The sequence below is a fragment of the Adhaeribacter radiodurans genome (assembly GCF_014075995.1).
In the GTDB taxonomy this organism is placed as follows: Bacteria; Bacteroidota; Bacteroidia; order Cytophagales; family Hymenobacteraceae; genus Adhaeribacter; species Adhaeribacter radiodurans.
Genome location: NZ_CP055153.1, coordinates 4,830,962 through 4,846,250 on the forward strand (window position 1 = coordinate 4,830,962; position 15,289 = coordinate 4,846,250).

11 protein-coding genes are annotated in these 15,289 nt (G+C 40.5%); 5 read left to right on the top strand and 6 right to left on the bottom strand.

Annotated features, from left to right (window positions below; all coding sequences use genetic code 11):
* Positions 1 to 131: 131 nt before the first annotated feature.
* From HUW48_RS19220 to porX, 4 genes are all read right to left on the bottom strand, one after another.
* Positions 132 to 551, bottom strand: coding sequence for an OsmC family protein (locus HUW48_RS19220; RefSeq protein ID WP_182412480.1), 420 nt, complete (start codon positions 549 to 551; stop codon positions 132 to 134).
* Between the two features lie 97 nt (positions 552 to 648).
* On the bottom strand, positions 649 to 1,878 hold the full coding sequence (locus tag HUW48_RS19225) for an alanine dehydrogenase (protein ID WP_182412481.1): 1,230 nt from the start codon (positions 1,876 to 1,878) through the stop codon (positions 649 to 651).
* A 7-nt stretch (positions 1,879 to 1,885) separates the two neighbouring features.
* Entirely contained in the window at positions 1,886 to 2,326 is a 441-nt protein-coding gene (gene tsaE / locus HUW48_RS19230) for a tRNA (adenosine(37)-N6)-threonylcarbamoyltransferase complex ATPase subunit type 1 TsaE (protein WP_182412482.1), read from the bottom strand.
* A complete protein-coding gene (porX, locus tag HUW48_RS19235) occupies positions 2,319 to 3,881 on the bottom strand; it encodes a T9SS response regulator signal transducer PorX (RefSeq protein ID WP_182412483.1) in 1,563 nt (520 codons plus the stop codon). The genes tsaE and porX overlap by 8 nt, the downstream gene beginning before the upstream one ends.
* 204 nt (positions 3,882 to 4,085) lie before the next feature.
* Between porX and HUW48_RS19240 the strand changes: the two genes are divergently transcribed.
* Entirely contained in the window at positions 4,086 to 5,315 is a 1,230-nt protein-coding gene (locus tag HUW48_RS19240) for an HD domain-containing protein (RefSeq protein WP_182412484.1), read from the top strand.
* A gap of 236 nt (positions 5,316 to 5,551) precedes the next feature.
* On the opposite strand, the gene HUW48_RS19245 is transcribed toward HUW48_RS19240, so the two are convergent.
* Entirely contained in the window at positions 5,552 to 5,833 is a 282-nt protein-coding gene (locus HUW48_RS19245) for a hypothetical protein (protein ID WP_182412485.1), read from the bottom strand.
* A gap of 388 nt (positions 5,834 to 6,221) precedes the next feature.
* On the opposite strand from HUW48_RS19245, the gene lpxD reads away from it, so the two are divergent.
* From lpxD to HUW48_RS19265, 4 genes are all read left to right on the top strand, one after another.
* Positions 6,222 to 7,244: a UDP-3-O-(3-hydroxymyristoyl)glucosamine N-acyltransferase gene (lpxD, locus tag HUW48_RS19250; RefSeq protein ID WP_182412486.1), complete on the top strand. Its 1,023-nt coding sequence runs from the start codon at positions 6,222 to 6,224 to the stop codon at positions 7,242 to 7,244.
* A gap of 128 nt (positions 7,245 to 7,372) precedes the next feature.
* Positions 7,373 to 8,770 carry a bifunctional UDP-3-O-[3-hydroxymyristoyl] N-acetylglucosamine deacetylase/3-hydroxyacyl-ACP dehydratase gene (locus HUW48_RS19255; RefSeq protein ID WP_182412487.1) on the top strand — a complete coding sequence of 466 codons (1,398 nt, stop codon included), beginning with the start codon at positions 7,373 to 7,375 and terminating at the stop codon, positions 8,768 to 8,770.
* A 163-nt stretch (positions 8,771 to 8,933) separates the two neighbouring features.
* Complete coding sequence (gene lpxA, locus HUW48_RS19260) at positions 8,934 to 9,728, top strand: acyl-ACP--UDP-N-acetylglucosamine O-acyltransferase (protein ID WP_182412488.1); 795 nt, start codon at positions 8,934 to 8,936, stop codon at positions 9,726 to 9,728.
* Positions 9,718 to 10,341, top strand: coding sequence for an ABC transporter ATP-binding protein (locus HUW48_RS19265; RefSeq protein WP_182412489.1), 624 nt, complete (start codon positions 9,718 to 9,720; stop codon positions 10,339 to 10,341). Before lpxA ends, HUW48_RS19265 begins: the two co-directional genes overlap by 11 nt.
* A gap of 221 nt (positions 10,342 to 10,562) precedes the next feature.
* Here HUW48_RS19265 and HUW48_RS19270 read toward each other — a convergent pair whose 3' ends face one another.
* Positions 10,563 to 14,693: a T9SS type A sorting domain-containing protein gene (locus HUW48_RS19270; protein WP_182412490.1), complete on the bottom strand. Its 4,131-nt coding sequence runs from the start codon at positions 14,691 to 14,693 to the stop codon at positions 10,563 to 10,565.
* Positions 14,694 to 15,289: the final 596 nt, after the last annotated feature.

Sequence of the window (15,289 nt, forward strand, 5' to 3'; positions counted from 1 at the left end):
CTACTTATAGTTCCTAGAAAATTCAGGTTGAACCCGTCGGAAACTCCTCTTTATAACAGATAGGGATTTTGCGTTAGGTTTAACCTGAATTTTTTATTTTTTATAACCAGCTTGAAGAGCTCAGCAAGTTTTTACACCAAAGTAGTTTGTATAAGTATTCCGGCTTCTAAGGTTTTTTGAACGGGGCAACGGGAAGAAATATCTTTGAGTCGGTTGATCTGATCTGGGGTAAGATCTCCAATTAATTGTAATGTTTTACTAATTACCGTGCGTTTATTACCAGCTTCAAAAGTGCTTTCCAGGTTCGATATGGTTCGTTGTTCCAAAGTAACTTCGGCTCGCTCTAAGGGCCAGTTTTTGCGTTGCGCGTACATTTGCAGCGTAATTACCGTACACGATCCCAGAGCACTCATTATGTAATCCATCGGGCCGGGACCGGTATACTCTCCCGTCGCTACTCCCGATTCATCAATTACCATTGACTCATTTCCCATCTTAACCGTAGCTACCATTCCGGCACTGCGGTTCGCACTAACAATTACGGCACCCATCTTTTTGATTTTAAACTATTAATTTTGCAAGAAGTATCAGGTTAAAACGGGTGCCCGTAAGTAAATGTTCTTGTAACCTTTAGCTTCTATTTTACTTTTAATTCCGGACGGCAATCATTAAGCTGAGTTCTTTGTAACGCATATTAAATTTCTTGGCAATCATTTGGTTAGTAAGGCTGCCTTTGTAAATATATACGCCACTGCGGTAATATTCGTGAGTAAAAAGAGTTTCATTTACGCCGCCGTATTTAGATATTTCAATAAAAATTGGAGTAAAAATATTGCTTAATGCATTAGTAGCGGTGCGGGGAACCCGCGAAGCAATATTAGGTACGCAATAATGAATTATATCGTATTTCCGGAAAACGGGCCGACTGTGCGTAGTCAATTCCGAAGTTTCAAAACAACCGCCCTGGTCAATACACACATCAATAATAATAGAGCCCGGATTCATCTGCGACACAATAGACTCGCTGATAATAAGGGAGGGCCGACCTTCTTTCACCGAAAAAGCCCCAATAACCACATCAGCCTGTTTCAAAGCATTATTCAGGATGGCTCCGTCCAGGGTTGAAGTAAATAACTGAGCTGCAATATTTTGTTTTAACCGCCGCAGTTTATAAATATGATCGTCAAAAACTTTTACTTCGGCTCCCAAGCCCAGAGCGGCCCGGGTAGCAAATTCGGCCACGGTGCCTGCCCCTAAAATAACTACCTGGGTAGGAGGCACGCCGGTAATTCCTCCTAAAATAATACCTTTGCCATCGTTGCTGGAACTTAAATATTCGGCGGCTACCTGCATTACCGTACTACCGGCAATCTCACTCATGGCGCGCACCACCGGCCGGGTATCCGATTTATCTTTTAAAAATTCAAAGGCAATAGCATTAATTTTTTTGCGGCACAAGGCATTAATGTATTCGGCGGTAAGGTTCCCTTGTTGCAGAGCCGATATTAAGGTTTGGCCGGGCCGGAAAGATTCAATCTCTTCGTAAGTAGGCGGAGCAATTTTAAGAATAATATCGGCTTCGTAGATTTCGGTGGTGGCGTAAACCACCCGGGCTCCCGCTTCGGAGAACTCATGGTCGGAATATTTAGAAGGGCTCCCGGCCCCGCTTTCCACCCAAATTTCGTGACCCTGATCCGTTAACTGCCTGACCGCTTCGGGGGTAAGCCCCAAGCGATTTTCCTGCAACGAAGTTTCTTTAGGTAAGCCAATGAATAACCGCTTGCGCTTGGTTTCAACCGCCAGCATCGATTCTTTCGGATAGAGCGCCCGACTAGCGGCGTTTATTGCTTCAAAGCCCGAAGGAATATGTTCCGTCATAATAAGATTACTGTTTCAACGTAATAATACGCGCCTCTCCGGCACCAACTTCCAAATTTACGAGCAAATACGTCGTGGGCAATAAAGATTTTATTTTAGAAGGCCATTCGATTAAACATAAGTTCCCGGAATCGAAATAATCCAGCACGCCCATATCTAAAGCTTCTTCTTCGTTGTTAATGCGGTAAAAATCGAAATGATATAATCGTTCCTGCTCTGCTGTTTCGTACTCGTTTACTAAACTATACGTTGGGCTGCTAACAGCATCTGTTACCCCTTTGGCAGCACAAATAGCTTTAATAAACGTAGTTTTGCCGGCGGCCATATCCCCTTCAAATAACCAAATCTTCTGATCGGCGGCAAACCGAATTAGCTCGGCTACCGCCCAGGGTAAATCTTCTTTAGATGCTACGTTCAACACGTACTCATCCGGTTCTGTACTAAGCATTTTTGGGCGTCAGGGTCACAAAAGGTATAACTACTTCTTCCAGCGACACGCCGCCGTGCTGGAAAGTATCTTTATAATAGTTTACGTAGTAATTAAAATTGTTGGGGTAAGCAAAAAAGTAATCTTCTAAGGCAAACACGTAAGCCGTAGAAATATTTTCTTTGGGTAAAAATATACGTTCCGGCTTGCGTACCACATACACATCTTTTTCGGTAAAACCCAGATTCTTACCGTGCTTATAACGCAAATTGGTATTCGTATTCCGGTCGCCTATTATTTTAAAGGGCCGCTTGCAGCGAATGGTACCGTGGTCGGTGGTAATTATTAATTTTCCTTTTTTCTCGGCAATTAATTTTAACGTTTCGAACAAAGGCGAGTGCAAAAACCAAGAGCGAGTAAGCGAGCGGTAAGCCGATTCGTCGGGGGCCAGTTCGCGCACCATGGTGCTATCGGTGCGGGCATGCGACAGCATATCCACGAAATTATATACGATTACGTTGAGCTTGTTTTTATCCAGGTTACTAAATTTACTTACTAAATCTTTACCTGCCTGAATATTTGTGATTTTGTTGTAACTAAACTTGTCCTGGATACGGTTCTGCTGAAATAAAATTTCTAAAAATTGCGGTTCCTGTAAGTTTTTGCCTTCTTCATCATCGTCGTTAACCCATAAGTTAGGATATTTCTTCTGGATTTCGGAAGGCATCATGCCGGCAAAAATAGCGTTACGGGCGTAGGCCGTAGTGGTAGGTAAAATAGAATAATACATTTCCTCGTTATCTACGGTAAAGTAATCCGCGATAATCGGCTCCAGCACTTTCCATTGGTCATAGCGCAAATTATCAATCAGCACAAAATACACGTTTTGCGAGCTTTCTTTCAGCATCGGGAAAACGCGCTCTTTAAATATTTCGTGCGACATGAGCGGGCGTTCATCGGCTTCGTTGTTTATCCATTCTTCGTAATTATCCATTACGAACTTGGCGAAGTTGGAATTGGCCTCGTCTTTCTGCATGCTAATTACATCGGCCATGCTTTTGCCTTCAGTTTCGTCAATTTCGAGCTCCCAGCGTACCAGTTTTTTGTAATTTTCGGCCCATTCTTCGTGGCTTAAGCGTTCGCCGAAGGCCATGCCTAAAGTGCGGAAATCGCGTTGGTAGCTGCTATTGGTTTTTTCCGAAACCAGCCGTTTGTTGTCGAGTATTTTTTTAACCGAAAGTAAAATCTGGTTCGGGTTGAGAGGTTTAATAAGGTAGTCGGCAATTTTTGCTCCGATTGCCTCCTCCATAATGTGTTCTTCCTCACTTTTGGTAATCATTACCACAGGTATGGTGGGCTTTAAGGCTTTAATTTCCGAAAGTGTTTCGAGACCGGAAATTCCGGGCATGTTCTCATCTAAAAAAACAACATCGTAATTATTTTCCGAACATTTCTCAATGGCATCTGCGCCGCTGGGTACCGGCGTAATATCGTAGCCTTTATCTTCCAAGAAAAGAATATGTGGCTTCAGTAAGTCTATTTCGTCATCGGCCCATAAAATATTATATCTTTGCATAGTTTTATTTTTAAAACAAATCGTGCTTTTAACTGGTTAGTAGCGCTTGCGGCAATATAGTTAATTGCATGCGCTTGTAATCTTTTATATTTATAGTAACAAGGAAAAATAGTAAACAGTTACTATTTCTAAAAAGTAGCGCGGATACTTTAGAGAGTTTCCTATCCATAATCGCTAATAAACAACTGCCAACCCGATTATCAATTGAATAAGAAAAAAATTTTTAACGACCCTGTATACGGATTTATTACGGTTCCGTCGGATCTTTTATTCGATATTATTGAGCATCCTTATTTTCAGCGACTGCGGCGAATAAAACAACTAGGCTTAACAGACTTTGTTTACCCGGGTGCGCTGCATACCCGTTTCCATCACGCGCTCGGAGCCATGCACCTCATGAACAATGCGTTACAAACATTAAGCAGCAAAAATAACGAAATTTCTGAGAAAGAATGCGAAGCATCGCTAATAGCCATCTTACTGCACGATGTAGGTCACGGTCCGTTTTCGCACGCCTTAGAAACTTCTATTTTTAAAAATGTGTCGCACGAACAACTTTCGGTACACATCATGCATCAGTTAAACGAGGTGTTTGGCGGAAGATTGAGTTTGGCCATTAAAATATTTACGAATACGTATCCCCGGCGCTTTTTTCACCAGTTAGTTTCAAGTCAACTCGACGTGGATCGGCTCGATTATTTAAACCGGGATTCTTTTTACACCGGGGTATTAGAAGGTAAAATTGGGGCTGAACGCATTATTAAAATGCTAAACGTAGCCGAAGATCGCCTGGTAGTAGAAGAAAAAGCTATTTATTCCATAGAGAACTTTCTGGTAAGCCGACGGCTCATGTACTGGCAGGTGTATTTACACAAAACGGTATTAAGTGCCGAACACATGCTCATTAAACTGGTGCAGCGGGCCCGGTTCCTGCATCAGTCGGGGGTTGATGTTCCGGCTAGTGCAGCACTTACTTTTTTTTTGGCAGAAAACATTATCTTGGCCGATTTTGAAGCAGAAAATACCATTCTGCAAAAATTTACCGCTCTCGACGATTACGATATCTGGCAAGGTATAAAAACCTGGTGCGCGCATTCCGACAAAATATTATCTTTTTTAGCTACCAGCTTACTCGAACGAAAATTATTTAAAATACTTATTTCGAGTAGCCCCTTCGATGAAGATATGTTATTAGGGATTAACGAATTAATTCAGGAAAAATTTAAAGTAAATGAGTTTGAAGTACCTTACCTAATGATATCAGGTAAAATAAGTAATAACGCCTACGAAGGTCACGGCAAATCCATTGATGTGCTAACCAAACTCGGCCACGTAGTGGATGTAGCCGATGCCTCCGATTTACCGAATATTCATGCCCTAAGTACTACCGTGGAAAAATATTTTGTATGTTACCCGAAGGAGATAACGCATTAATTATGGGTGTTTAAGTATTGATAAGGGAAAATACTTTTAATAATTAGAAATAAGTAAAAGAATAGAATAAGATTAAAGTAAATCCGCACCTTCCTTAAGGGTTCTTCTGGAGGAAACTATCTTACTGCGTAACTAAAGATTCTTTCGGAAGGACATATTTATCTAATTTATTTTTACCCGGTTATTTACTACGTTTAACCCAACGCATTTAAGATTGCTATATAAGTTACAAACTATCACAAACAATGGCGATAGTTACTTAGCTCTTTTAAAATAGTATCTTGCCGGTTGGTGGCACCTTTAATCTGAACGTTAATAGCATCTCTATCAGCTCCCTGGGCATTTGGCAATTGGGCTTGCAAAGTACTTACTTCGGTTTCAATAGCCTCTACTTGCTGAATTAAACCATTGATATAAGAAGGATTGGGACAGTCAACTTGAGGAGCATCATCTTCGGAACAGCCGTTGGTGAATACTAAAATAGCAAAAAGCGCCGTAAAAGTTAGAAATCGTAGCATGTAACTCAAATATAATAATAGTTTGGCTGGCGTAATTTACTTTAAAATAGCAAGCAATTTTTAAATTTTACAACCAGATTACCTTGCCCCGAAAGGGGTTTTTAAATGCTGGCTTTGTTTCACCTGGCCTAAACGTGCTTTCTTTCTTCTTTCAGAAAACAAGATTTATGTTCCTTAATTGCATCGTAAATGAAGCTTTATTTATTTTTGCACCTTTCTTTTTTACTGTATTAACTCCAAAATATACCAGCCCTCTTTCTTAAAATAGAGAAATTAAATAATTGTTTCTGCTTATTTAAGGAATCTTTATTAGAGATTTCACAACAATATTACCTTTGCTACCCCAAAGAAATCGCACTTTAATTAAATTCTTTATTAATTTTGGCGCATGAAATTCACCATCGGACAAATAGCTGAGTTATTAGGAGGAACAGTAGAAGGCAATGCAGCAGCTTCCGTTTACAAACTAGAGAAAATTGAAGAAGCCCGGGAAGGTTCCCTGGCTTTTTTATCTAATCTTAAATACGAGCACTATTTATACACTACTCAGGCCACAGCGGTAATTGTAGCCCATTCCCTGGTTTTAAAGCAGCCTACTGCAGCATCCCTGATCCGGGTAGAAGATCCGTATCTGAGTTTCACGCGCTTGCTGGAAGAATACCAGAAAGCCAAAGGGCGTTTACTGCAAGGGGTAGAAGAACCTAGTTTTATGGGGGAAAATGTAACTATCGGCGAAGCGCATTACCGGGGTGCTTTCTCGTATATTGGCCACAATTGCCAAATTGGGAAAAATGTACGCATTTACCCGCAGGCTTACATTGGCGATAACGTGGTTATTGGCGATAGTACCATAATTTTTGCCGGTGCCAAAATTTACGCCGATACCGTTATTGGTAACAATTGTATTATTCATGCGGGGGTGGTAATTGGTAGTCCGGGTTTTGGTTTTGCCTTGCAAAAAGACGGCACTTACCGCGACATTCCGCAACTAGGTAATGTTATTTTAGAAGATAACGTAAATGTAGGAGCGAATACTACGATTGATTGCGCTACCATGGGCTCTACCATTATCCGGGAAGGTACCAAAATAGATAATCTGGTAATGCTGGCTCATAACGTAGAGGTAGGTCGCCATACGGTTATTGCGGCCCAAACCGGAATCTCCGGCTCTGCTAAAATTGGCGATAATTGCGTATTGGCTGGACAAGTAGGTATTGTGGGCCATATTTCATTAGCGAATAAAACCACGGTAGGTGCGCAATCAGGCGTTTCTAAATCGGTAAAAGAAGAAGGTACCATTATTCAGGGATCGCCGGCTTTTGATTACAAGCAAAACCTACGGGCATTAGCCGTATTGCGGCGCTTGCCGGAGTTGGAAAAACAACTGAACGAATTAAAAGAAAAAATTTAATTTTGCCTGTTGCCGGTAAATGCACTTTAAGCTATTACCTTACACCCTTAATAACCTGAGGAAAAATTAAATAGCTAATAAAACATAACGTAAAACGTATCACCTAAAACGTTCCGCGTACTTAGTAAATGAACGATAAACAACATACCATTAAAGCGCCGGTAACAGTATCGGGCATAGGCTTGCATACTGGCGTAGTAGCCAACATGACTTTTTTACCCGCGCCGGTAAATCATGGCTATAAATTTCAGCGCATCGACTTACCCGGCCAGCCGATTGTTGCAGCCGACGTAGATAATGTTGTTGATTTATCGCGGGGTACCACCATCGAGCAAAATGGTGCCCGCATTAATACGGTAGAACATACCCTGGCCGCCATGGTAGGGTTGCAGGTTGATAATATTCTGATTCAGTTAGACGGACCGGAACCACCTATTATGGATGGCTCTTCTATTGAATTTATTAATGCCTTAGAAGAAGTAGGTCTGGAAGAACAAAATGCTCTGCGCAATTTTTTTGAGATTCCGCAAGGTATTCATTATAAAGATAGTGAGCGCGAGGTAGAATTAGCGGCTCTACCTTTAAATGATTATCGGGTTACCGTTATGGTGGATTACAATTCACCGGTTTTAGGTAGTCAGCACGCCTCCATTACCGCCATTGATCAGTTTCGCGATCAGATTGCCTCTAGTCGTACTTTTTGCTTTTTGCATGAGTTAGAAGCTTTGTACAAGCAAAATTTAATTAAGGGCGGCGATTTAGCCAATGCTATAGTAGTAGTAGACCGGGTTGTTACGGAAGAAGAATTGAGCAACTTAGCTACTTTGTTAAATAAACCCAAAGTGGCGGTAAAAAAAGAAGGCATTTTAAATAACGTAGAACTGCGTTACAAAAATGAACCGGCCCGTCATAAATTACTAGATCTAATTGGCGATTTAGCTTTAGTTGGCCGACCTTTAAAAGGCCAGATATTAGCTGCCCGGCCTGGTCACGCAGCCAACGTAGCCTTTGCTAAAAAGATTAAAAAACAAATGCAGGAAGTTGCTATCCAAAATGTACCGGTTTACGATCCTACTAAGGAGCCGGTTATGGATATTAATAAAATTACCCAAACCCTGCCGCATCGTTTCCCTTTTGTGCTGATTGATAAAATTATTTACCTTGATGAAAGCACCGTAATTGGGGTAAAAAACGTTACCATGAACGAGATGCAGTTTCAGGGGCATTTTCCGGCTAATCCGGTTTATCCGGGCGTTTACCAAATAGAATCAATGGCTCAAACCGGAGGAATATTGGTACTCAGCACCGTACCTGATCCGGAAAATTACTGGACTTATTTCTTGGGCGTTGATAAGTGTCGTTTCCGTCGTAAAGTTATTCCGGGCGATACTATCATTTTTAAGTGCTGGTTATTGGCCCCCATTAAGCGTGGTATTGCTAAAATGGAAGGAAAAGCTTTTGTAAACGGCAAAGTAGTTATGGAAGCCGAAATGTCGGCTAGCATTGTCCGGAAAGAGGGCGTATAGTTATTATGAATTAGAAATTATGAATTAGAAATTTTAAAAGTGCCTTTAGCATTCTTTTTGATTTACTAATTCCGAACAAAATTGCTGGAAAACATTTCCATTGAATCTCCCGGCACAGATAATTTCTAATTTTTAATTCATAATTTTTAATTTAAAAGAAAGAATGAATCAACCTTTAGCCTATATTCATCCGGAAGCCAAAATTGCCCAGAATGTAGTAGTCGAGCCTTTTTCTACCATTTATAAGAATGTCGAAATCGGCGAAGGCACGTGGGTAGGCCCTAATGTAACCATTATGGAAGGAGCCCGCATTGGTAAAAACTGCAAGTTGTATCCTGGCTGCGTTATTTCGGCGGCACCTCAAGATTTAAAATACAAAGGTGAGGCCAGTACGGTTTATATTGGTGATAATAGCGTAATCCGGGAGTGCGTAACCATTAACCGGGGCACGGCAATGGATAAAAACACCACCAATATTGGCAATAATTGCTTAATTATGGCCTACGTGCACATTGCCCACGACTGCATTATTGCTAATAATGTGATTGTGGTAAATTCTGTGCAATTGGCCGGTCACATCGAAATTCAGGATTACGCGATAATTGGAGGTACTACCGCTGTACAGCAATTCGTAAAAATTGGTGCCCACGCTATGATTGGCGGAGGTTCGTTGGTGCGCAAAGATGTGCCGCCCTTTGTGAAGGCTGCTCGGGAGCCGCTTACCTATGCCGGAGTGAACTCTATTGGTTTACGCCGCCGGGGTTTCTCCAACGAAAAAATCAACGAAATTCAGGAAATATACCGGACCTTGTTTTTAAGTGGCTTAAATCACAGCAAAGCCTTAGATAAAATTGAATTGGAAATGCTACCCAGCGACGAACGCGACGAAATTGTTAATTTCTTCCGGACGTCGGAGCGGGGAGTAATCCGGGGTTATTTATCAAAAGATGCAGATTAAGCTTACCAAGCTCGGTAAACGCTACAATTACGATTGGATTTTTCGCCATTTAAATTACGAATTTGAATCGGATAAGGCTTACGCCATTTTAGGCTACAACGGCTCTGGTAAATCAACTTTTATCAATACTTTATCGGGTAACCTGGTTCCCAGCGAGGGTTTAATTGAGTACCATGTGCATTCAAAAAAAGTACCGGTAGAAGAAGTTTACCGCTATCTTTCTTTTTCGGCGCCTTACCTGGAGCTGGTGGAAGAATTAACTTTAATTGAGCTAATACACTTTCATACCCGCTTTAAACCACTACGCGATCTTACGCCCCAACAGCTAATTGAGCGAATGTACCTGGAAAAAGCCCGCTATAAATTCGTGAAAGATTTTTCGTCGGGCATGAAACAGCGGCTTAAGTTAGGCTTGGCCATTTATACCGACGCTCCTCTCCTGCTCCTCGATGAGCCTACTACAAATTTAGACCAGGCAGGTATTAACTGGTACCTGGATCATGTGAGCCAGAATCAGGCAGGCCGCTTAGTAGTAGTATGTTCCAACATTGCACACGAATACCAGTTCTGCGACGAAACATTAGATATTACAGAATTTCATTTCCCGAAGTAGATAGAAAGTTATAGGTTTAAATTCGATTTTTGAATTTAATGTTTTGCTTAAAAAGTTAGCATAAAGAGCCGTTATAAGCTAATTAACTTTAATTTTGATATCTCATAACGGCTCTTTACTTAGTATCAGTTAGCAATACCTTAAAAATCAATGTTTCAGCATTAATCGATTGAGGTAAATTTGTATAAGATTATAATAAAAAAATTAGTGGCTTTTTCCATTTAATTAACTATTAATTTAATAGCAGATTTACTATTTTCATTGATCACATAATACAAACCACGTGGTAACTTAGTAATACTAATTGCCTCTCCTTTTTTGTAGTTACCTCTATGCAGGATATTACCATTAGCCGATTGGATACGAATAACAGCATCCGAATCTAAATAGAAATAATCTTTGGCCGGATTAGGATAAAGTTTAAATGGCCGAAATTTTTCATTTAAAACTAGTAAAGTAGCAGAAGGTGGATTGGTATAACTTGTTTCATCTGCGCCAACGTCTATGCGGCTACTTTGCAGCCTTAATTCTCCATCAATATCTCTTTCTCTAATGACCGGTATGTAATTAGGATCACCTGAATTAATAGCCAGAGAGTTAGAAGATAAATGTAAATTGGGATTTGGTAAGGTGGTAGTAACAAAAATGGGGTTTGCATAATGTCCATTAGCTTCCAGGCCGGTGCCTGTTTTGAAGGAAGCTAAACTATTATAGTCTTTGCCATTACTATCAATAGTATGCCAGTCAAAAATAATTTGATCGTTATTGCCTGTGGCAGCACTATAATAATGATTATAATTCATAGCAAGTTCGGTTGAAATATAACCTGCTCGTGCAATAACTACTACATTGCTAAGGGCATATATAATATTATTCTTTATAGTAATTCCATAAGTATTCTGCAGGTATATCTCGCCCCCATAATCTCCACGCGAATTGTTCTTGAAAAAAGTATTATTGTTGATTTTGGAGGATTCTACTCTGCTGCCAGAAGCATTAGCTCCCACGATAATGCCGCCTTCTATATTATTATATATAAAATTACTCCGAACACTTATTTCTGTAGCTGTACGGTTAGGATTCTCACAGCCCAGAGAAATGCCCACACCATTTTCAAAAGACTTATTGCCTTCAACAATAATCATCTTGCCTCCATCTACATAAATACCAGCCGAAGTAGCCACTTGCGATACGCAACGGTAAGCGGTATTGCCCAATACTTTTCCATTGCGAGCCTGATTTAGATTTTCGGCACCTTCTGCCACTGTCCAGGAATAATGTCCGGCAATAACTATCCCGATATTGGTATTATCATGAACCGTATTTTTTTCGACCACGAAATTTTCTACGTTACCCGTAATTGTTAGGCTTTCGCTATAACCAGTAATGTTATTATATATTTCGTTGGAACCAATGTACAGGTTATTGTAAGAGGCAGAACTATTACCGACAATAACGAACGGATTAGCATTATTACCCGAACCAGGCTTGGTGCTGGCGTTTGAAGTCCAGCCAATATTATATACTTTACAATTAGTTACCTGAACGTTGGTACCTGCACCGTGTATAAAAATACCTTTAGCATAGTCGCGGTAATAATTGTGAATTTGCAAACCGTTGATGCGGACATAGCTTTTACTAGCGATCTCAAATAAGGCAATATCCGCTTTATCGTTAAAATTACTTCCATCTAATTCAGCAGATTCAGCTTTGTAATTGGTTAATTTAATGGGAGCCGTGACTGTGCCGGAATTCTTCCAAACCAACCTCTCCTGGTAAACGCCTTTTCTAACATAAATAGTAGCGCCGGGGATAGCCAAATCTAAGGCATGTTGAATGGTGCGCAGAGGTTTAGTAATGGTACCTGGATTACTATCGCTGCCGGAAGTACTAACATAGTAATCCACTTCAAAACCTATTGTTAGAATCCAATAATCTCTTCTGCTCCGCAAAGCTTGTGTTTTATCACCGCTTTTAGGTGATTCGGAGCTGCCTGCTAGCAGATAAGTGCCATTAAAGTTGTTTACTACAGTGGCCAGTTCATCATTGCCAGTGCCACCATAACGCTTATCTCCAAACTTAATACCCGTGTTGCCTATTTTCACAACCCAGTAATCATATCTACCTTTGCCTAAAACAAAAACCGAATTGGCTTTCCCTCCTAATAAGTAACCGCCATCTGCAGTACTTATAACGGAAGTAAGTTCATCATCCGTTATTATATTGCCATACGTTTTATCCCATTGTTTATCGCCAACTTCATTGACCTTTAAAACCCAATAGTCTCTGGTAAAACTATCTTGCGATTTATCATTGTTGATAAGAGAATTGGAAGTTCCAGCCAATAGGTAACCGCCATCAGAAGTGCTTACTACCGAAGCCAAGGCATCATTACGCGTTCCGCCATACCTTTTATCCCATTGCTTATTACCATTATTATCTGTTTTAACTACCCAATAATCATTGCCACCTTTGCCTACTCCTTTTATTGTACTACCTGTACCCGTAACCAAGTAGCCGCCATCGGATGTACTTATTACTTCCGCCAATACATCATCACTAAAGCTGCTGTAAGTTTTATCCCATTGTCTGGCACCTTGGCTGTTAACCTTCACAACCCAATAATCTCTCGAAAAACTGGACTGTGACTTGTCGCCGCTGGCTTTTGAATTGGAAGTTCCTGCTAAAAGGTAACCGCCATCAGCGGTGCTTATCAACGAACTTAACTCATCTTTGCCATTACCACCGTATTTTTTTTCCCATTGCTTCGTACCAGTGCTGCTGATTTTAACAAGCCAATAATCACTTTTTTCCTCGCTATCATATGAAGTACCTGCCAACAAATACCCCCCATCGGAAGTTTGAATAATCGAAGCCAGTTCATCCGACCAATTATCACCAAAAGTTTTATCCCATAGCCTATTACCACGGCCATCTGTTTTTACAATCCAGTAAATACTCTTGGTATAGTCTGGCCAATAATTTGTCGCCGAAGAAGTTATTCCTAAAATAAAATTTAGATAATTGCCAGCGAGTATATAGCCTCCATCAGCAGTTGGAAGAGTTGCTTTTAAGTTATGCCAGCTAAAATTACCTGTATTCTTTGCATAGGATCTGTCCCAGGAAACAGGTTCGTTAAATTCATAAGAATAAGAAACAATAACGCCCTTTTCACCAAACCCAGCAATGTCCGCCCGGTTGTCGCCATTAATATCCGCCAGAATCCGGGGATGACTTTCCACTCGCCACCCATTATTATAACCATACTCCTCTACTCCTAGTTTAGGCGTCGTAAAGCCCTCTCCTGTGGAATAGGAAACATAAACGCCATCCTCCGTAATCCCCACAATATCTGCCATATTATTACCATCGATATCTGCCAAATACCGCGGATGTTGCTCCACCCGCCATCCTCGGTTATAACTAAAGTTTTGTAATACCCGAATCGGGTCGGTAAAGTCAGTACCAGTAGAAAAAGACACGTATACGCCCCTGTTACCAAACGCCACAATGTCGGACCGCTTGTCGCCGTTAACATCCGCCAAAAAACGAGGATTTCGATCTACACGGTATCCCTCACTTTCATAACCATAGTTGCTCAATAATCGCGCTGGTGCCGTAAAATTCTTACCCGTAGAAAAAGAAACATCAACCCCATAGCTGGAGAATCCGACAATATCTGTTTGGTTATCGCCATTTACATCAGCCAGAAACCGGGGATGCCGATCTACTCGCCACCCGCCAGCCAACCTACCAAACTCCTCTACTTCTAACTCAGGAATTGTAAAACCAGTACCTGTTGAATAAGATACATACACGCCACTGCTTGCAAACCCAACTATATCCGCCCGATTATCGCCGTTAACATCAGCCATCATCCGGGGATGATTCTCTACCTGCCACCCCTTATCCGTACCAAAATCTTCTACTTCTAATTGAGGGCTTGTAAAACCGGTACCAGTTGAATAGGATACATGCACTCCATTATCGTAAAAGCCAATAATATCAGCCTGGTTATCCCCATTCACATCGGCCAGAAACCGGGGATGTTGCTCTACCCGCCACCCGCGGTTGTAACTAAAGTTTTGTAATACCCGAACAGGAGCTTCAAAACTAGTTCCTTTGGAGTAGGATACATAAACACCCTTATTACCAAAAGCTACCACATCGGCTTGTTTGTCGCCATTCACATCTGCTAAGAATCGCGGATGTTGATCTATCCGGTATCCTTGCCTAACACTAAAGTTATTTATTTGTCTTTCAGGAGGCGTAAAACTTCCTTGGCCGTAAACAGACGTTAGAGAGAAAGCAAGGGCAGGTACTAACAATAAAAAAAATGCAGATTTTTTCATGATCAATAAATTTAAATGAACTCAGAAAATGAAAGAATCAGGGAGGAAATGTTTTCCCAAACGGGACGAAAAGAATAAAATAGAGGAAAAGCTTTCTTAAAAAAGCAACGGAAGTAGATTATTCCTGTTCAATCTAACTTACTCAATTAATCAAATAATCTATTGAACACTTTCAATAGAAATATTGATATAAATAGCCGAAACCTTGTATTTACCTATATTCCGGATGATACAATTAACTAAAAATGTAAGATACCCTACTCCGAAATTAATGTAACACTTAAGGTACTAAATAGAGCAATAAGGGTATTATTAATATAAATTTTTAATTAGTGAATTATCTGAAATAACCTGGCTAATTAAAAATAAATTGTAAATAATTGAATACCGAGCGGCCTTTATTAAGTTGAGAAGGCATTAGAAATTTAGAAATAAATTACCAAATCTCAAATAACAATTAATGTAAATTATTAAGGTGTTTTGGAGAAGTGCGTTTTTAGAATAATAAGAAAGATAATAGTAAGATTAAATAAAGGAATCCAAATGGCTATTAGGGAATAGCCATTTGGATTCCTTTAACTACTTTACAAATTTAA

What these genes read in the sequence shown, in the direction of transcription:
- HUW48_RS19220 (WP_182412480.1), bottom strand. Translation starts at nt 551, where the DNA reads ATGGGTGCCGTAATTGTTAGTGCGAACCGCAGTGCCGGAATGGTAGCT.
- HUW48_RS19225 (WP_182412481.1), bottom strand. Translation starts at nt 1,878, where the DNA reads ATGACGGAACATATTCCTTCGGGCTTTGAAGCAATAAACGCCGCTAGT.
- tsaE (WP_182412482.1), bottom strand. Translation starts at nt 2,326, where the DNA reads ATGCTTAGTACAGAACCGGATGAGTACGTGTTGAACGTAGCATCTAAA.
- porX (WP_182412483.1), bottom strand. Translation starts at nt 3,881, where the DNA reads ATGCAAAGATATAATATTTTATGGGCCGATGACGAAATAGACTTACTG.
- HUW48_RS19245 (WP_182412485.1), bottom strand. Translation starts at nt 5,833, where the DNA reads ATGCTACGATTTCTAACTTTTACGGCGCTTTTTGCTATTTTAGTATTC.
- lpxD (WP_182412486.1), top strand. Translation starts at nt 6,222, where the DNA reads ATGAAATTCACCATCGGACAAATAGCTGAGTTATTAGGAGGAACAGTA.
- HUW48_RS19255 (WP_182412487.1), top strand. Translation starts at nt 7,373, where the DNA reads ATGAACGATAAACAACATACCATTAAAGCGCCGGTAACAGTATCGGGC.
- lpxA (WP_182412488.1), top strand. Translation starts at nt 8,934, where the DNA reads ATGAATCAACCTTTAGCCTATATTCATCCGGAAGCCAAAATTGCCCAG.
- HUW48_RS19265 (WP_182412489.1), top strand. Translation starts at nt 9,718, where the DNA reads ATGCAGATTAAGCTTACCAAGCTCGGTAAACGCTACAATTACGATTGG.
- HUW48_RS19270 (WP_182412490.1), bottom strand. Translation starts at nt 14,693, where the DNA reads ATGAAAAAATCTGCATTTTTTTTATTGTTAGTACCTGCCCTTGCTTTC.